The organism is Alistipes sp. Marseille-P2263 (assembly GCF_018101075.1).
GTDB lineage: Bacteria > Bacteroidota > Bacteroidia > Bacteroidales > Rikenellaceae > Alistipes > Alistipes dispar.
The window spans coordinates 225,726-243,821 of the sequence record NZ_JAGQEJ010000005.1 but is presented as its reverse complement, the minus strand read 5'-3'; the positions used below and the strand labels follow the sequence as shown (position 1 = coordinate 243,821).

Annotated in this window: 12 protein-coding genes and 1 tRNA gene; 4 read left to right on the top strand and 9 right to left on the bottom strand. The window is 62.7% G+C overall.

The features are described 5' to 3' along the window. Both KB554_RS13270 and KB554_RS08270 read right to left on the bottom strand, forming a co-directional pair. On the bottom strand, window positions 1–262 hold a 262-nt coding region (locus KB554_RS13270), incomplete at its 3' end, for a hypothetical protein (protein WP_242116329.1). A gap of 522 nt (window positions 263–784) precedes the next feature. Continuing rightward, window positions 785–2,911 carry an HRDC domain-containing protein gene (locus KB554_RS08270; protein WP_211035534.1) on the bottom strand — a complete coding sequence of 709 codons (2,127 nt, stop codon included), beginning with the start codon at window positions 2,909–2,911 and terminating at the stop codon, window positions 785–787. A 296-nt stretch (window positions 2,912–3,207) separates the two neighbouring features. Here KB554_RS08270 and KB554_RS08265 point away from each other — a divergent pair, with 296 nt between their 5' ends. After that, on the top strand, window positions 3,208–3,861 hold the full coding sequence (locus KB554_RS08265; protein WP_211035532.1) for a recombinase family protein: 654 nt from the start codon (window positions 3,208–3,210) through the stop codon (window positions 3,859–3,861). A 153-nt stretch (window positions 3,862–4,014) separates the two neighbouring features. Here KB554_RS08265 and KB554_RS08260 read toward each other — a convergent pair whose 3' ends face one another. The 5 genes from KB554_RS08260 to KB554_RS08240 all read right to left on the bottom strand — a co-directional run bounded on the left by KB554_RS08260 (window position 4,015) and on the right by KB554_RS08240 (window position 11,963). Continuing rightward, window positions 4,015–6,474: a heavy metal translocating P-type ATPase gene (locus KB554_RS08260; protein WP_211035529.1), complete on the bottom strand. Its 2,460-nt coding sequence runs from the start codon at window positions 6,472–6,474 to the stop codon at window positions 4,015–4,017. A gap of 335 nt (window positions 6,475–6,809) precedes the next feature. Beyond that, window positions 6,810–7,379 carry an AraC family transcriptional regulator gene (locus tag KB554_RS08255; protein WP_339328767.1) on the bottom strand — a complete coding sequence of 190 codons (570 nt, stop codon included), beginning with the start codon at window positions 7,377–7,379 and terminating at the stop codon, window positions 6,810–6,812. A 225-nt stretch (window positions 7,380–7,604) separates the two neighbouring features. Further along, window positions 7,605–8,375, bottom strand: coding sequence for a S1/P1 nuclease (locus tag KB554_RS08250; protein ID WP_211035527.1), 771 nt, complete (start codon window positions 8,373–8,375; stop codon window positions 7,605–7,607). Between the two features lie 31 nt (window positions 8,376–8,406). Beyond that, window positions 8,407–10,110, bottom strand: a complete 1,704-nt coding sequence (rho, locus tag KB554_RS08245; RefSeq protein WP_211035525.1) for a transcription termination factor Rho — start codon at window positions 10,108–10,110, stop codon at window positions 8,407–8,409. 317 nt (window positions 10,111–10,427) lie between these two features. Beyond that, on the bottom strand, window positions 10,428–11,963 hold the full coding sequence (locus KB554_RS08240) for a bifunctional GNAT family N-acetyltransferase/carbon-nitrogen hydrolase family protein (RefSeq protein ID WP_211035524.1): 1,536 nt from the start codon (window positions 11,961–11,963) through the stop codon (window positions 10,428–10,430). A 72-nt stretch (window positions 11,964–12,035) separates the two neighbouring features. Between KB554_RS08240 and KB554_RS08235 the strand changes: the two genes are divergently transcribed. The 3 genes from KB554_RS08235 (at window position 12,036) to KB554_RS08225 (ending at window position 16,576) form a co-directional block, all read left to right on the top strand. Continuing rightward, complete coding sequence (locus KB554_RS08235; RefSeq protein WP_211035522.1) at window positions 12,036–13,724, top strand: hypothetical protein; 1,689 nt, start codon at window positions 12,036–12,038, stop codon at window positions 13,722–13,724. A gap of 252 nt (window positions 13,725–13,976) precedes the next feature. Continuing rightward, the gene (locus tag KB554_RS08230; RefSeq protein ID WP_211035520.1) at window positions 13,977–16,319 is read left to right on the top strand and encodes an outer membrane beta-barrel family protein; all 2,343 of its coding nucleotides are present in this window, start codon (window positions 13,977–13,979) and stop codon (window positions 16,317–16,319) included. Window positions 16,320–16,490: 171 nt separating this feature from the next. Continuing rightward, window positions 16,491–16,576, top strand: a tRNA-Leu gene (locus KB554_RS08225). A gap of 89 nt (window positions 16,577–16,665) precedes the next feature. Here KB554_RS08225 and miaA read toward each other — a convergent pair. Then, entirely contained in the window at window positions 16,666–17,583 is a 918-nt protein-coding gene (gene miaA / locus KB554_RS08220; protein ID WP_211035518.1) for a tRNA (adenosine(37)-N6)-dimethylallyltransferase MiaA, read from the bottom strand. Beyond that, the gene (locus tag KB554_RS08215) at window positions 17,573–18,088 is read right to left on the bottom strand and encodes a hypothetical protein (protein WP_211035515.1); all 516 of its coding nucleotides are present in this window, start codon (window positions 18,086–18,088) and stop codon (window positions 17,573–17,575) included. Before KB554_RS08215 ends, miaA begins: the two co-directional genes overlap by 11 nt. Window positions 18,089–18,096 lie beyond the last annotated feature (8 nt).

The following is an 18,096-nucleotide window of genomic DNA, read 5'->3' as shown; positions in this document are numbered from 1 at the left end:
AGGTCCGGAGGTTTCCGTTCGCATCGTATGTCAGTCCCTTTTCCGCGAAACGGTCCGTGAGGGCTCCGGCTTCGTAATGCCTGGTATCCGTCAGACGGGCGAAGCTGTCATAGGCGAATGCGTAGGTGTTTTCGTCCCGGCCGGCGTGTTGCCAAGTCCATTCGGAGACATTTCCCGTATAGGAGGGCGTTGTGGCGCTCATTTCCGGTTGGTAGTAACTCAATCGGGCCAAGAAGAGCGGCTGCTCTCCGAATCGGCTCACCTGTCCGGTTTGCCAGCCCAGCAGGTTGTATGACAGCGATGTGACGAACTTGCCGTCTCCTGTTGTCCTGCCGACGACCCGGCCCAGCCCATCGTAGGCATAGCGTATTTCGACGGGTGTACCATCGTCGAGCGTAGAGCTTTCGGCGAGCAGCCGTCCCCGGCGGTCGGTCGAGAATTCGAATCCCGTTTTCCGCTCTGAAAGCCGAGGAAAAAAGCGACGACAAAGGGTAAAGTCTCATGTATCATAAACATGCAAGGCTTTCCCGTTTTCGGAGCCTGCGGAAAATGCATTCGGAAGCAGGTTCATACACCCCGGTTCCTGCACCGTCCGATTCCGTTCCGATATGTTATGACCAATGCCGACCGGCTGGTACATTCCGCGATTTCTCCGATCGACGCCCGGCGGATATTTGATCGGGAAAACGGATAAATCGGAAAACTGGAGTCGGAAAGATGGCGCACCGGCCCATACCCTTCGCGGAACGCCGGATAAAACAAACCGTCGGATGAAAAGCCCGAATCAATCCGTCTCGCCTTCGGTCTTTCCGTCCAGCCAGTCTCGGACAATCGAGAGCACCTGCGGACCGTATTTGGCCATGAAAACCTTTCCGATCCCTTTTATGTCGGACAATTCCTTTTCGCTTCGCGGAAGTACCCGGCATACCGTCACGAGAGCGATCTGCTGCATGATCACATAGGCCGGCACGCCATCGCGGGTCGCACATCGCTTGCGCCATGTTCTGAGCCGTTCGAAAAGTTCCGGATTCTCGATGTCTTCCGAAACAGGCTCCGCTGCCGCTTTTTTGTTATTCGACCGTCTGGCCGCAAGGTCCTTTACGGCTGCCTTGGCCCTCGTGTCGAGGTAATTGCGGATCGTGAAGCCCGAAGAATTGTCCATGCCGAGTACGGCCGTCTTTATGGCGAATGCCTCCTGCAATTTTCCGACGGCCTCGGATACTTTCTTTTTAATATCTTTATTGTCAATGACGATGTCGCTCTGATTCATCAGAGGCATGACGATCTCCTCGCACTTCGCAAGAAAATACGACTGGGCTTTCACGATACGGTCCGTCAACTGCCTGTCGGTCTCCGGATCGGACGATGCGGTCAGGAGCGCATCCAGTTGATATTGGAATTTTTCGCTTATGGCGACGATTTCCGAGATGAACCGTCCCGAAGCGGCATTCCACATTCCGGTCGATTTCGGGTAGATTTTCGCAAGGTGTTCGTTGAATGCTTTTCGCACCGTGAATATTTTGATTTTCAAGGATGTGAAATCGAACATGTCGGTCAGAAGAGAGCGGTAGTATATCCGGCGCTGTGCGGCGAAGAGGGTTTCGTCGGGCCGGTCGGTCTCCATGTTCCTGTTGAAATCCGCAACCGCCGAATCGTTGATGATCGCGTTTTTCTGCAGGGGCGTACGGAGTACGAGCCCTTCGAAACTCCGGCAACGGCTCAATGCCACGTACACCTGGCCGTGGGAGAACGAATGCGCAGCGTCGATAATGACCCGATCGAACGTCAGCCCCTGGCTTTTGTGGATGGTTATCGCCCAAGCCGCTTTAAGAGGGTATTGACGGAATATCCCTTCCACGGTTTCGCTGATTTCCCGGGTCTGCGGGTCAACGATATACTTCACGTTCGTCCATTCCCCGGGTTCGACTTCGACGGGCTCGGCAAGATCGTCGAGCGCAACTTCGATTTTCGACTCGCCGATGCGTGTTATCCGGCCAATCTTGCCGTTAAAATAGCGCTGAAGTCCTGTGGGATCGTTTTTGACGAACATCACCTGGGCTCCCGCCTTGAGCGTAAGTTCGCGGTCTGTGGGAAAAAGATACTCCGGAAAATCGCCCTCTATGTCGCAAGAAAACGTATGCGGCGGAGTGTCGAGACCGGCCATCCTCCGCTCGTTGATCGCACGGGCCGTATCGTTATGCGATGTCAGCGTGATATACCCGTCTTTGTCGTCGGGGACGAATCCGGGAACATATCTTGAATTCAGCCTCTCCAGTATGTCCGGAGTGACGGTGTTTTCCCGTACCCGGTTGAGAATATCTATGAATCCGGTATCGCTCTGCCGATAGACATGTTTCAATTCCAGAGTGATGTATTTGGCTTCCCGCAGCGCCGCACTGTCGAAAAAGTAGGGCGACTCGTAATATTCGCCGAGCAGTTCCCATTCCGGTTGTTTTACGACAGGAGCGAGTTGCTGGAGATCCCCGATCATCAGCAACTGTACGCCGCCGAACGGTTTGTCCCGGTCCCTGTATCGCCGCAAGACGTCGTTCATCGCATCCAGCAGGTCGGCACGCACCATGCTTATTTCGTCGATGACCAGCAGGTCGAGGCTTCTGATGACGGCTATTTTTTCCTTGCTGAAATTCATTCGCTTCTCTCCTCCGGTCCGGAGCACGCCAGGCAGGTGAGGTCCGAACGGAAGCTGGAAGAAAGAGTGAATGGTAACTCCTCCGGCATTGATCGCTGCGACGCCTGTCGGCGCTACGACAATCATTCTTTTGGGCGAGCTCTGTCTGAGATCGCGCAGGAAAGTGGTCTTTCCCGTACCGGCTTTTCCCGTGAGAAAGACATTGATTCCGGTTTGCTCGAGAAATTTCCGGGCAAGATCCATTTGGGGGTTGTCAGACATGTCCTGTACTCGTTTTACGACTTAAAGATACCTATTTAATCCGACATTCGAAATTTACGATCCGACACCCGGGACTTTCCCGTCCGTCGGGTCGCTCTCCCGAAAGTCCGTTTTTCACACGGTAACCGTCGGGGCCGATACCGTTCGGGACGACGCATCGCCGACGAAGCGGCAGCAAGGATCTTCCGACCAGCAGAATGGCATCGAATTTGCCCGAAATGTTTTCATACCTGCCGATTATCCGCTTTCTTGCCGGCCGCCGGAGACAATGTCGTTTCCGGAAAACAAAGAATAATATGATAGTGGCTTATTTAAGGGTCAGTACGGGCAAACAGAATCTGGCCAATCAACAGGACGAAATCAGACGTTTCGCCGAAAGCAGGGAGTTGGTGATAACCAACTGGGTGACCGAGGTAGTCAGCGGCAAGGCGAAAGAGAAGGACCGCAAACTCGGACGGTTGCTGAAGCGCATGAAGAGGGGAGACACGCTGATCGTGACGGAAATATCCCGCCTGAGCCGGACGCTCACCGACATCATGGGAATCATGGGCAAATGCCTCAAGCGCGGAATCAACCTGTACACCACCAAGGAAAAGTACTCCTTCGACGACACGATCAACAGCAAGGTGCTCTGCTTCGCGTTCGGGCTCGTGGCCGAAATCGAGCGCAACCTGATCTCCATGCGCACCCGCGAGGCGCTGGCGCTGCGTCGGGCCGAAGGCATGATTCTGGGACGGAAAAAGGGAAGCTACACCAAATTGCAGGTGCTCATCGAAAACCGGACCGCCGTGATCGAAATGCTGAACGAAGACCGCTCCATCGGCGACATCTGCCGTCATTTCGGTCTTTCGCGGGACACCTTCGCCAAATTCAAGGCGAGATATCCCACCGTGCAGAAAGCGGTGGAGGAGAAGGAGGCCCGCCGTACGGGGACATGCCCCGGAACGTAGTCACGTTCCCCGAAAGGAGGGATCCGCAGCCGCGCGGCCGCGACACGGCAGGACTGCGGGAGCGAAACGCCGGAAAGAGGGGAGGACCGGACTGTCGAAGTCCGGTCCTCCCCGGTTTCTCCCGGGAGTGTTCTCCGCATAAGAGACGCCGGATCAGAGCTCTGTCAGGCGGTAGTCGCCGGCCAGCTCGTCCACGGCCCGCTGCAACGTCTCCACGGGAACGGTATCGCCGGCGAAGACGACGGCGGCGACGGGCGGCGCGAGCGTCACCGAAGCCGAAACGCCCGCCACGGAATTCAATGCCTTCTCGACATGCGCGCGGCAATGGTCGCACATCATGCCCTCCACTCGAAATCGTTTTTCCATAGTATGTCGTTTTTGGGGTTGTCCGATCTTGCGGCGTTTGAGCCGCAGGCTGTTGGCGACGACGCTCACGCTGCTCATCGCCATGGCCGCTCCGGCGATCATCGGGTCCAGCTGGAATCCCCAGAGCGGATAGAAGAGCCCGGCGGCCACCGGTACGCCGATCAGGTTGTAGATGAAGGCCCAGAAGAGATTCTCCCGAACGGTCCGCACGGTCAGCCGCGAGAGACGGATCGCCTCGGGAATCTTCCGCAGATCGGGCGAAAGGACGGTCATGCGCGCCGCCTCGATGGCGATGTCGCTGCCGCTGCCCATCGCTATCCCCAGATCGGCACGGGCCAGCGCCGCGCTGTCGTTGATGCCGTCGCCCGCCATCGCCACGACGTGCCCCGCCCGCTGCAACTCCTCCACGAAGGCGGCCTTGCCGCCCGGCAGCACCCCGGCGCGGTAATGCCCGATTCCCGCCTCGCGGGCCACGGCGGCGGCCGACGCCTCCTGATCGCCCGTCAGCATCCAGACTCCGATGCCCCGGGCCTGCAACGCCGCGACGGCCTCCCTGGAACCTTCGCGCAGCCGGTCGGCGACGGCCGCGACGGCCAGCGCCCGCCCCGCTTCGGCGAACCAGACAAGGCTCCGCGCCCGGGCGGCCCAACGATCGGCCTGCCGTTCCAGCGCTTCGTCCACCGCCACGCCGCGCTCGGCGAGCAGCCGCCGGCTGCCGGCGAGGCAGAGCGTCTCGCCGAAACGTCCGGCGACACCCCGGCCGGGGATGTTCTCGAATCCGTCGGGTGTCCCGGCGGCCGAAACGCCCTGCAACGTGAGAGACTGCACGACGGCCGCGGCCAACGGATGCTCCGAAGCACGTTCGAGCGCCAGAAAACGCCCGGCAGCCGCCTCGCCTCCGGCGGTCCACGCCAGATCCGTGACCGCGGGCCGCCCCTCGGTCAGCGTACCGGTCTTGTCCAGCACGACCGTATCGACACGGCAGGCGGTCTCCAGCGTCTCGGCGTCCCTGACGAGGATACCCAGTCCGGCGCCTTTGCCGATGCCGACCATGATGGCCGTCGGCGTGGCCAGTCCCAGCGCGCAGGGACAGGCGACGACCAGCACGGTGACCAGCGCCAGCAGGCCGCGGACGAACCCCTCGGCGGGGTCGAACACGAGCCAGAGGAGAAACGACGCGACGGCCAGCAGGATGATGACCGGCACGAAGACGGCGGCGATGCGGTCCACGAGCCTCTGCACCGGAGCCTTGCTGCCCTGCGCATCCTGCACGAGGCGGATGATCTGCGCGAGCATCGTACCTTCGCCGACCTCGACGGCCCGGTAACGGAACGTGCCGCGCTGATTGACCGTGCCGGCGAAAACGCGGTCCGATGGGCCCTTGGCCACCGGAACGGGTTCGCCGCTCAGCATGCTCTCGTCCACATAGGACGCACCCTCCGCAACGACCCCGTCCACGGCGATCCGGCCGCCCGGACGCACCGCAAGCAGATCGCCCGGACGCACGTCGCCGACCGGGACCTCGCATTGGGTGCCGTCGGCGCCGATACGCAGCACGGTGACGGGTCGCAGGCCGGCCAGCTTGCGGATGGCCTCCATCGTGCCGCCTTTCGCGCGCTCTTCGAGCAGACGGCCCAGCAGCACGAAGGCCACGACGACGCCCGATGCCTCGAAATAGACATGCGGCGCAATGCCGCGCGCCGTCCAGAAGGAGGGAAAAAAGAGGTTGAAGAGGCTGAACAGATAGGCGATGCCGGTGCTCAGGGCCACCAATGTATCCATGTTCGCGGAACGGTGGCGCAACTGGCGCCATGCCCCGGTGAAAAAACCGCTGCCGAGCCAGAAGACGAGGGGCGTGGCGAGCAGCCACGTCACCCACGGCGACCATGTACGGTGCATGAAGAGCATCCCGACGACGAGCAACGGCACGGCCAGCGCCAATGCGGCTGCGACGCGGCGTTTCAGCGCCCGATACCGGGCGTCGTGCTCGCTCTCGGCCTTTCCGGCGGCATCCGTCAGATCGACCACCAGATCGTACCCCGCGTCGCGGACCGCCTGCCGCAGCCGTTCGGGAGCGGTCGCAGCCGCGTCGTACTCCACGGCGACGGTCGCTGCGGCGTAGTTCACCGCAGCGCTCCGGACTCCCGGCTGCTCGCCGAGCGTCCGTCCCACACGGGCGGCGCACGAAGCGCAGCTCATGCCGAGCACGGGAAAAATGCGTTTTGTCACGGATTCGTTCGCTGCCATGATTCGGTATTTTTCGTCGGAACAAAGATAACCCGGCCGCCGGGCGGGCGCGTTACGAAATTCGGGATTTCTTTTACAAGATTCGGGCAAAACGGGCCGAACGGACCTCGAAAAATCCGGAGAACGGAGTGGAGCCGACCTGCACGCCCCGGACGGCAACCGCGGCAAAAGAGCCGCAGGGAAGGTCGAGGACGAAACGTTCCAAGAAGCGGCGAGGAACGGTCGTCGGAAAACGGGCCATATGGGGGCCGAGCGGAAACCGCCGCACCAGCAGGACCCTACGGTACGGAAAGAAGCGGGGGAGGGCATCCGCAAAAGGTCCGGGACACCTTCGGTCACACCCGGTCGAGCGGACGGCGGACGGCGGTCTTCTGCTGCCGGAAACGGCTCGGAGTCATACCCGTGACGCTCTTGAACTGTGCACTCAGATAGGCCGCGCTCGAATACCCCAGGGAGTCGGCGATCTGGGAAAGCGACAGCTCGTCGTAACGCAGCAGCTCCTTGGCACGCTCGATCTTCTGGGCGATGAAGTACTTCTCGATCGTCGTGCCGCTCACCTCCGAAAAGAGTTTGCTCAATGCGCTGTAATCGTGCCCGAGCTGCCGGGTGAGGTAATTCGAAAGCCGCTCGCGGGGCGGCATATCGTCGTTGTGGTGCACCAGCCGGACGACGGCGGTCCGGATTCGCTCCACGAGTTGCAGTCGGCGGTCCTCCAGCAGTTCGAACCCGAGGGCTTCCAGCTCCCGGCGGATCGCGGTGCGGACGGTCCAGCCGCACGGATGCGGAAGAAGCGCCTCGCCCAGCGCGACCGATACGGGTTCGACACCGCAACGGCGGAGCGCGTCGCGCACGGCCGCAATACAGCGGTCGCACACCATGTTCTTTATGTAGAGCGTCTCGGACACGGCGGTCGTTTCTTCGGAACAAAATTAAGAAGTTTCCGGCAAAAAGCGGCATTTCGCCGGAACTATTCCCGGACTCAGGCCGAAAAGCGGCCCATCCGTCCCGTAACGGCGGCCACAGGGAACGGGTCCGAGGATCATACGGTCGGCTGTAATGTAAAAAACGCCCTGCCGTCGTACTCCGGCAGGGCGTTTCGTTCGGAAGGATTCCGGCGGTCCGGAACGGAATCAGCGGTAGATCTCGTTCAACAGGCGTGCCAGCCGATGGCCCGCGCGGAGAAGCTGACGTTCGATGACCGGGGCGGCCGCAGCGATGTAGTCGTAGGAAATACGGCTCCCCTCCGGCGTCTCGTCATAGACCTTGCGGCAGATTTCCAGCGTCTCGGCCACCCAGTCGGCGGGCGTGCCGGCCGCAACGGCCTCGGCCTCCTGCTTCGTCAGGCGGTCGATCTGACGCTGCCACTCGGTGTAGCTCCATTTGTGGGCCGACTCGACGAGCGAGGTGTCCCACACCGAATGGAGGTTCGTCTCCTTATCGAAGAAGCGCACCGGACGCAGATTGCCTCCCAAGTCGGTGGCGCGGCCCAGGTGCATCGGGCAGTGCATGTCGCCCAGGAGATGAATCAGCATTTTGAGGTTGAAGGCCTCCTCTTCGGGCGAAAGTCCGCCCGCCCTGAGCTTCGCGACGATCTCCGTCACGGCCTTCAGGATGTCGCCCTGCGGATTCGCGGGCATGTCGTCGAGCGTCCGGCCCTCGTCCACGTTCAGGTAGTGCCACGTCTTCGTGTAGGCATATTCGGGAGTGTGGCTGGCGTTGTCGAGCCAGTTGGCGAAATAGACGGGCGAATAGCCGCCCAGCACCTTGTCGATCTTCTTCGCCGCGGCGGGCGTCAGGTGACACTCGGCAATGTAGGCCGTCACGTCATGGCCCTTCTGTCCCCACGCAAAGCCGCTGCGGGCTGCGAGAAGACAGAGTCCGAGGAAAAACAGTTTTTTCATCGCTGTCAGGGTTTATCGGGGTCGAACGGAATCAGTGGTTCATCGTGGCGAGGAACTCCTCGTTGGAATTCGTCAGGCTCATCTGCTTCTGGAGGAACTCCATGGCCTCCACGGGCGTCATGTCCGAGAGGTATTTGCGCAGCACCCACGTGCGGTTCATCACCTCGCGCGGCAGCAGCAGGTCCTCGCGGCGCGTGCCCGAAGCGATGACATCCACGGCGGGATAGACGCGCTTGTTGGCCAGCTTGCGGTCGAGTTGCAATTCCATATTGCCCGTGCCCTTGAACTCCTCGAAGATCACCTCGTCCATCTTCGAACCGGTGTCGATGAGCGCCGTGGCGATGATCGTCAGCGACCCCTTCTCCTCCGTGTTGCGCGCGGCTCCGAAGAAGCGCTTGGGCTTGTGCAGCGCATTGGCGTCCACACCGCCCGAAAGAACCTTGCCCGAGGCGGGCTGCACGGAGTTGTAGGCACGCGCCAGACGGGTGATCGAGTCGAGGAAGATCACCACGTCGTGCCCGCACTCGACCATGCGCTTGGCCTTCTCGAGCACCATCTCGGCCACCTTCACATGGCGCGAGGCCTGCTCGTCGAAGGTCGAGGCCACGACCTCGGCCTTCACGTTGCGGGCCATCTCCGTAACCTCCTCGGGACGCTCGTCGATGAGCAGCACGATCATGTAAACCTCCGGGTGGTTGTCCGCGATGGCGTTGGCGATCGACTGCAGGAGCATCGTCTTTCCCGTCTTGGGCTGGGCGACGATCAGCGCGCGCTGGCCCTTGCCGATGGGCGAGAAGAGGTCCACGATGCGCGTCGAGAGGTTGTTGTGGCCGTTGCCCGTCAGACAGAACTTCTCGCTGGGAAACAGCGGCGTCATGTACTCGAACTGCACGCGGTCGCGGATGTAGTCGGGCTTCAGGCCGTTGATCTCGTTCACGCGCACCAGCGGGAAATACTTCTCGCCCTCCTTCGGGGGACGGATCGCGCCGTTCACCGTGTCGCCGGCCTTCAGGCCGAAGAGCTTGATCTGCGACGGCGAGACGTAGATGTCGTCCGGCGAATTGAGGTAGTTGTAGTCGGCCGAACGGAGGAATCCGTAGCCGTCGGGCATGATCTCCAGCACGCCTTCGCCCTCGATCTCGCCGGCGAAGTCGTCCTTCGTGATCACCTCGTTGTCGAGCGGCTGGACGGCGGCCGCAGCCGGGGATTCCCGGTGCACGGGCTCCGTTGCGGCCGGAACCCGCTCCGAGGCAGGCTGCTCCGCCTGAGACTGAGCCTTGGGCTTGCGTCCGCGGCGTTTAGGCTCCGGTCCGGCCTGCGGCTCCTGCGCCGTCCCCGCCGCTGCGGGAGCGGACGTTTCGGAAGCCGGAGCGACGGCCTCGGACGCTGCCGGACCGGCAGCGGGAGCGGGCTGCTCCATCGGCAGCTCGGGCTGTTCGGCCGCTGCGGGGCGGGGGCCCTGCACCGTGCCCTCGCTCTTGGCCAGCCGCGGCCGGCGGCCGCGCGGTTTGCGCACCTCGGCCGCCGGAGCCGCATCCCCGGCGGCGTTCCCGGCCGTCTCCGGTGCCGGGACATTCGTATCGTTCGCGGCGGAAGCCTCCGTTCCGGCGGTCGCTTCCGCGATTTTTTCCATCAGTTCGCGCTTTTTCAGCATGACGTTTCCGATGCCCAGCACCTTCGCGATTTCACGCAATTCGGCAAGGCTCTTTCCTTTCAGCGCATCCAAATCCTGCATATTATGTCAATTGTCGTTCGTGATTTTCTAACCCGGACGGTCGCCCGGCTCTATGGAATTCGCGTGCAAATATAGTGCATTATTTTGAAATTCAAAACAAAATGCGGCCGAAGGAACGAAAAAAGGAAGCCGGCCGCCATACCGGGCGCGCGAAATACCTAATTTTAGCGATTGCACGGTCCGGAATTTCGTCCGATCTTTGCAACGGAAACAATGAGAAACAGTATTTCGCCATTGCATTGTTTGTATTGTTAATGTTTGTGTGTGTAAAAAACCCTTTCGGATGTTCCGAAAGGGTTTTTTCATGACGTGCTGCGTCAGCGCTTCAGTTTCAGCTCGTAGAGGTCATGCCGGCGGTCGCGCAGATTGCGCACGCTGCCGTAGGTGTGCAGCTCGTTGAGCAGGTCCAGATCGACGTCCGAGACGAGGATCATCTCCGTATTGGGCGTGGCCTCGGCGCGCTTGCCGTCGGTCGGGAAAGCGAAGTCGCAGGGCGTGAAGACGCCCGACTGCGCATACTGGATGTCCATGTTGTGCACGCGGGGCAGGTTGCCGACGCTGCCGGCGATGGCCACGAAGCACTCGTTCTCGATGGCCCGCGCCTGCGCGCACACCCTCACGCGCGAATAGCCGTTCTGCGTATCCGTGAGGAAGGGCACGAAGAGGATCTGCATCCCCTGGTCGGCCATGATGCGCGACAGCTCGGGGAACTCCACGTCGTAGCAGATCAGCACGCCGATACGCGCGCAGTCCGTGTCGAAGGTCTGAACCATCCGTCCGCCGCTCAGGCCCCAGCTCTTCACCTCGTCGGGCGTGACGTGGACCTTCTCGTACATGTCGTACGAGCCGTCGCGGCGGCAGAGGAACCCCACGTTGTAAAGCCCGCCGTCGGACTTGATGTAGGGCATGCTGCCCGTGATGATATTGATATTGTAGCTGATGGCCAGCTCGATGAAGCGGTCGCGGATCTCCTCGGTGTACTGAGCCAGTCCGCGGATCGACTGCGCCTCGCCCAGATCGTTGAACCGGGCCATGAGCGGCGCATTGAAATACTCGGGGAAGAGCACGAAATCGCTCTTGTAATCCGACACGGCGTCCACGAAGAACTCGACCTGCTCGAACACGTCGTCGAGCGTCTTGTAGGTGCGCATCTGCCACTGCACCAGTCCCACGCGCACGATGGTCTTCTTATCAACGAACTCCTGCGTGGGCGGCTGGTAATAGATGTTGTCCCACTGGAGGAGCGTCGCGCAGTGGCACGACTCCTCGTCGTTGGGCAGGTAGTTGGGCATGACGCGGCGCACATGGAAATCGTTCGAGAGCTGGAAGGTCAGCACCGGATCGTAAATCTCGCGCGAGCGCACCTTTCCGATATACTCCTTCGGGCGCATCCGGTCGGCGTACTTATAGTAGTTGGGGATGCGGCCGCCGAACATGATCGCCTTGAGGTTGAGCTTCTCGCACAGCTCCTTGCGGTAGTCGTACATGCGGCGCGCGAGCCGCAGGCCGCGGTAGTCGGGGTGGATGAAGACCTCGATACCGTAGAGGATGTTGCCGTTCGGGGTGTGGGTGTCGAAGGTCTCGCCGCCCGTCACCTTGGCGTAGGTGTGGTCGCCCTTGACCGTGTCGTAATCGACGATGATCGAAAGGGCGCATCCCACGATCCGGCCGTCCACGACCGTCACGATCTGCCCCTCGGGAAAGATCGTGACCAGCTTGCGAATCTGTTCGCGGGTCCAGAAGACGTCCTTGTCCGCATAGACGCGCGTGAAGGACTGCGCCAGTTGGCCGTAATCCTCCATTTGCAGGTTGCGGACCTCGACCTTGTTGATCTTGTGCATCGTATCTGCCATCGCTGTTTCGCTTTAATCGACGGCGCAAAAATAGGAATTTATCCGGAAAATATTGCGTATTTTTGCATCGGCATGAAAACGACGATTCTCGCCATACTTCTTCCGGCGCTGTTCGCGGCGGGCTGCGCCGGGCACGGCGACAGCCGCCTCGCGGAGGCCGGACGGATCGTGAACAAAGCTCCGGACAGCGCGTTGCGCATCCTGCGGACGGTGGACACCGCCCGTCTCGGACGCGCCGACAGGGCCGCGTGGTATCTCCTCTCGGCCCAGGCCTACAACCGGCTGGACTGTCGGATCGCGGACGACTCGCTGATCCGCCCCGCAGCGGAGTACTTCGCACGGCACGGCGCCCCGGCCGCCCGGATCGCGGCGATGGCACTCGAGGCGCAAACCCTGCAACATGCCGGACGGACCGAAGAGGCGGTGCGGCTCTACACGCAGGCCACGCTCCGGGCCGAACGTTCGGCCCGGGACAGCACCGTGGCCGGGCAGCTCGGCTCGCTCTATCACACGCTGGGACTGCTCCATCTCGAACAGGGGAACGACGCCGCGGGCGCGGAGGACTTCGCCAAGGCGCTCGCCGCCATGGAGCGGACCGGCAACCGGGAAATGGAACAGTACGCACGGTTCATGCTCTCGTCGGCGCAATACGCCTGCGGGCGCTACGCCGAAGCGGTCGAAACGCTCGCACCGCTGGCCGCCGCGCGGGACTCGCTGCCGTTCCGCCACTTCGCCCAGATCGTCACGCTGCAAAATCTCCTGATTCATATTTTCGCCGAGGACTGGCCGGCCGAACGGCTCCTCGAAGAGCGTGCGCGCATCGACCTGAACGAAATCCGCCATGCGCCGCTGCGGCACGGCCCCGCCGCATCCGGAGACTCCGGCCGCACGCTGTACGACATCACCTCGGCGCTGGTTTTCCACCGGGCAGGACAGGCGGATTCGGCATGGCACTACATCGGACGGTCGCTGGAGCGCACCGAGGGAATCTCGAAGATGAACGTCGGCCTCTACACCATCGCCGCAGCGATCAGCCACCGGCGGGGCGACGACCGCGCGGCATACGGCTATGCGATGCAGTACCTCGAAAAGAGCGATTCGCTCGAAAAGGCCCAGCAGGGAGTGCAGGCCGCCGAGCTGGAACGCAGGGTCCGCGCGGAGAGCGCCGCGGAGCTCCGCGAAACGCGGTTGCGCTACCGTTCGTGGATCGCGGCGCTGGCCGCGCTCCTCATCGCCGGAGCGGCCGCATGGGCCCTGGCGGGGTATCGCCGCAAACTCCGCCGCCGCGAGGAACAGCTCGCCGAACAGCTCGCCCTGGTGGACTCCTACCGCGAATCGCACGACAGCCTCACCTCGCGGCTCGACGCCACCGACGCCCGCGAGGCCGCCGTCAAGGAGCTGCTCGAAGGGCGTGTGGCCGCCGTGCGCGACATCGCCGCGACCTGCTACACCTACGGCGAAGGGGAGCGCCTTTCGGCCAAGATGCGGGAGCTGACGCTCAGCCCCGCGATGCTGGCCGACGTGGTGCGCATGGCCGACATCTACAACGACCGCGCCGTGACGCGGCTGCGGGAAGCATTTCCGGGGTGGACCGGGCGCAACTACGACTTCGCGGCGCTCGTCATCGCGGGATTCTCGCCCCAGGAGATCAGCGTGATGCTCGGCATGACGCTCAACGGCGTCTATACCCTCAAGTCGAAACTCAAGCGCCGCATCGCCGACGCCCCCGCGGGCGGAGAGTTTCTCCGCTTCTTCGCGTAATGTTCCGGACGGCCGCCGGAGAAGGGACACACGACATGCGGACCGGGCGATCTTCGGGAAAAGACACAGGACATGCAGTCCGGACGCTCCCGTAGAAAAGGGAGCAAGACATGCGGCCCGGGCGGCAAGATATTTCCGGAAGCGCACGCTGCAAATCAACTGTTTAATCCGCAGGAAGCAAGATCGGAAACGTACCGGCAAGACGGTTTCGCACTTAACTTCGCACTCGGAGAAACCCGAAAAAGCGAAGTCATGAAACACGTATTATTCCTACTTCTTTCACTATTTTCACTATGCGCGGCGCCGACCGCCGCAGACGCCGGAGCACGGATCCTGCCGGATTCCGTCGCGGCGACCGCCCGCACGGAGGAACGGCGTCCCTGCGTGCGCGGCCGCGTCGAGGATACCGAAGGGCGGCCCGTGCCGGGGGTGGCGGTCGTGATGCTCGACGCCGACTCGGCCTACGTCGCGGCCGCAGCGTCCGACGCGGAAGGCCGTTTCGAGATCGTCCCGGCCGTGAAGCCCTACCGTCTGCTGTTCCAGCACATTTCCTACGAACTCGCCGCTCTCTCCGGAGCGAGCGGCGAGGCGGGGACCGTCACCCTGCACGAACGGAGCACCGGAATCGGCGCCGTCGTCGTCGAAGGCGAGCGGCCCGTGGTGCGGATCGAGCAGGGCCGGCTGGCCTACGACCTTCAGGCCGTGGTCCGGGGCAAGGCGGTGAACAACGCCTACGAGGCGCTCACGCAACTGCCGGGCGTCTCCGAACGGCAGGGGACGCTGACGCTCGCGGGCACGGGGAGCGTCACGGTGATCCTGAACGGCCGTCCGACGACGATGGACGCCGCGCAGCTCGAGGCCCTGCTGCGCTCGACACCCGTGGAGCGCATCGAAAAGGCGGAGATCATGTACAGTGCACCGCCGCAGTACCACGTACGAGGCGCGGCGATCAACCTCGTCATGCGCCGCGCCGCCGCAGGGACTCTCACGGGCGAGGTGCACGGCGACTACTCGAACCGCTATTACGGCAACTGGGAGGCGGGCGGCAACCTCGTCTTCGCGGCGCGCGAATGGTCGGCCGACATCACCTATTCGGCGGGACAGACCCGGTCGAAACGGCTCATCGACCTGCTTTCTCGGCATACGCTCGCCGACGGAACGTACGACATCGAGCAGCATCAGGACCTCGTCAGCGAAACGACCGCACACCGGCTGCGCGCCTCGGCGGAGTACGCCCCGGAGAACAAGGGGCGTGTCAGCGCGGCCTACACGGCATCGTTCACGCCACGCAATGCGGGCGATTCGCAGGCGGAGGGCAACTTCGTCCGCTCGTCGAACCGCCCCGACGGCGACGCAGCGATGCACAACCTCGCTCTGCGCTACACGACCGCGTCGGGAACGGACCTCGCGCTCGACTACACGCACTACCGGACGGACGACCGGGCCGCCATGCGCAACGAATACGCCGACGGCACGAAGCGGGATTTCGACGTCGCGTCGGGACAGCGGATCGACCGCCTCGGCTTCAGCCTCGACCAACGGCACGAAGCGGGCAAGGGTTGGGAGGTGACCTACGGCGCACTGCTGGGCTGGACTTCGGACCGCGACTGGCAGCGTTACACGGTGCTGCTGGGCGACTTCGACGCCCCGGAGACCGATTCGCGGCTCGACGAATGGACCGGAAACCTCTATGCCGGCATCGGCCGGCAGTTCGCACGGGGCAGCTTCTCGCTCTCGGTAGCGGGGGAGTACTACCGGCTGGGCGACTACGAGAACTGGTCGGTTTACCCGCAGGCGACATTCGTCTGGATGCCCTCGGCGGAGCATGTGCTGCAACTCTCGCTCGCCTCGGACAAGAGCTACCCCTCCTATTGGGAGATGCAGGGAGCGGTCTCCTACATCGACGGCTATTCGGAGATTCACGGCACGCCGGGACTGCGCCCGATGCGCAGCTACGAAGGGCAGGCCATGTATGTCCTCGAACAGAAATACATCTTCATGCTCTTCTGGAACGAGACGCGGGACCACTTCCAGCAGACGGCCTGGCAGGCTTCGGACCGGCTGGCGCTCGTCTACCAGACGCTCAACTGGGACACGAACCGGCAGTGGGGCGCCAATGCGATCGTCCCGTTCCGCATCGGGCGGTGGCTCGACTCGCGGCTGACCCTCACGGGACTGCGCATGACGCAGCGCTGCGACGCCTTCCACGATCTTTCGTTCGACCGTTCGAAGTGGATCGGCGTCGTCCGGCTGGACAACACCGTGCGCATCAGCCGCAAACCCGACCTGACGCTCGACCTCGCGGCGTTCTGCCAGTCCCCGGCCATCCAGGGAACCTACGACATCGACCCGGCGTGGAGCGTCGATGCGGGGCTCAGATGGAATTTCGACCGGAAACGCGCCTCGCTCACGGTGCGCTGCGACGACCTGTTCGAGAGCGGCGTGCCCTTCGCCCGCGTCCGCTACCGGGGGCAGTGGCTCGACATGGATTCCGGAGCGTACAGCCGCACGTTCACGGTCCATTTCTCCTACCGGTTCGGCAGCTACAAGGAGCGGAAGCACAAGGAGGTGGACACCTCGCGTTTCGGCCACTGACACCCGCGGGGCGTGTCCTGTCGCACCGGAAACGCTGCCGGGACACGCCGCGGAAACAGAGTTCGGTCCGTTCCCCGTCCGCCGCCGGACGGACGCGATAAAGCACCCGGGATTTTGGCGGATCGCAAATTATTTCGTACTTTTGCCGACGTCTTCCGGCGGAAGGCAAGGGCTCGGATGGTGGAACAGGTAGACACGCCGGACTTAAAATCCTGTGGCCAGCAATGGCCGTGCGGGTTCGATTCCCGCTCCGAGTACACGACGACACGGCCGGAGTTCCTTATGTTCGGAACTCCGGCCGTGCATATTTTTCCGCCGGGACGGCGTGCCGCCCGCAGAAAGGCGTTCACTCCTCCGACGGCATGCCGTCGCGGCCGATCCAGGCGACGATCTCCTCGTCGGCGTCGGGGGCGAACCAGCGGACGGCAGGATCGCGCCGGAACCACGTGAGCTGCCGCTTGGCATAGCGCCGCGTGTTGCGCTTGATCCGCTCGACGGCCTCCTCGTAGCTCGTGCGGCCGTCGAACCAGTCGAACAACTCCCGGTAACCCACCGTTTGCAGGGCGTTCAGTTCCCGGAAAGGGTAGAGCGCCCGGGCTTCGTCCACCAGCCCGTCGGCGAGCATCCGCTCCACCCGTCGGTCGATCCGTTCGTAAAGCGTCCCGCGCGGAAGGTCCACTCCGACTTTCACGATCCGGAAAGGCCGCTCGCGCCGCTCGCCGCGCCGCAGTTCCGAGTAGGGACGTCCGCTCTGCAAACAGACCTCCAGCGCCCGGACCACGCGCGCCGGATTGCGGCGGTCCACCGTCTCCCAATAGACCGGATCCAGTTCCCGGAGCTCCCCTGCGAGCCGCTCCAGCCCCTCCTCCCGCAACCGTCGCATCAGTTCCGCACGCAGCGCTTCGTCGGCCGTCGGAAGGTCGTCCATGCCGTCGCACAACGCCTGCACGTAAAGCCCCGAGCCGCCGACGGCCACGACCCAGTCGTGCGTGGCGAAGAGTTCGCCGAGCCGTGCGAGCGCCAGCGTTTCATACTCCCCGCAGTTCAGACTCTCGGTTATGTCGTGCGAGGCGATGAAATGATGCTCGGCGGCCTGCAACTGTTCGGCAGAAGGCTGTGCCGTGCCGATCGGCATTCCGCGGTAGAACTGCCGCGAGTCGGTCGAAAGAATCGGTGCACCGAAACGGCGGGCGAGGCGGATGCTCAGATCCGTCTTGCCCGATCCGGTCGGTCCGACGATCACGAGCAACCGTTTAATACTCATCGTCGTAGTTGTCGTCGCCCTCGAAGTCGCTGAAGTCGCCCATCATCTCGTCGAAAGCCGACCCCTCGTCCTCCTCCGGACGGTTTTTCGACGGGTCGTACTGATCCGGAGCCTCGGCCTCGGCGAAAATCTCGCGCGGATAGGAGGCTCCCTTCTCGGCTTCGCAGGCCCCGGTCAGCTCGAGGTAATAGGCTCTGTCGCCGAACAGGTCGAACAGGTAGATCAGCCGGTCGCGGTTGTTGTGTATGATCTGCCCCAGCCGCACCCGCTCCATCGTCTCGGGAGCGTCGGCCGAACCGTCGTTCATATCCATCAGGGTGAATTCCCGCTTCTTCTCCCAGCGGTCGTCCGCCGTGAAGAACGAAGCCATGCAGGGTTCGTATTCCAGCGAGGAGAGGATGAAGTTGTGGAAATCGAGCAGCGTCATATCGTACATCACCTCGTAATCGCGCACGAAGCGGTCGTTCTCGTCGCTCAACATGCGAAACCGGAAAACCATTGACATAAGCGTAA

Bases quoted from the DNA above. Each gene is read 5' to 3' on its own strand.
- miaA (WP_211035518.1), bottom strand. From the start codon at position 17,583: ATGAGTATTAAACGGTTGCTCGTGATCGTCGGACCGACCGGATCGGGC.
- KB554_RS08215 (WP_211035515.1), bottom strand. From the start codon at position 18,088: ATGTCAATGGTTTTCCGGTTTCGCATGTTGAGCGACGAGAACGACCGC.
- KB554_RS08250 (WP_211035527.1), bottom strand. From the start codon at position 8,375: ATGAAAAAACTGTTTTTCCTCGGACTCTGTCTTCTCGCAGCCCGCAGC.
- KB554_RS08260 (WP_211035529.1), bottom strand. From the start codon at position 6,474: ATGGCAGCGAACGAATCCGTGACAAAACGCATTTTTCCCGTGCTCGGC.
- KB554_RS08235 (WP_211035522.1), top strand. From the start codon at position 12,036: ATGAAAACGACGATTCTCGCCATACTTCTTCCGGCGCTGTTCGCGGCG.
- KB554_RS08270 (WP_211035534.1), bottom strand. From the start codon at position 2,911: ATGTCTGACAACCCCCAAATGGATCTTGCCCGGAAATTTCTCGAGCAA.
- KB554_RS08265 (WP_211035532.1), top strand. From the start codon at position 3,208: ATGATAGTGGCTTATTTAAGGGTCAGTACGGGCAAACAGAATCTGGCC.
- rho (WP_211035525.1), bottom strand. From the start codon at position 10,110: ATGCAGGATTTGGATGCGCTGAAAGGAAAGAGCCTTGCCGAATTGCGT.
- KB554_RS08230 (WP_211035520.1), top strand. From the start codon at position 13,977: ATGAAACACGTATTATTCCTACTTCTTTCACTATTTTCACTATGCGCG.
- KB554_RS08240 (WP_211035524.1), bottom strand. From the start codon at position 11,963: ATGGCAGATACGATGCACAAGATCAACAAGGTCGAGGTCCGCAACCTG.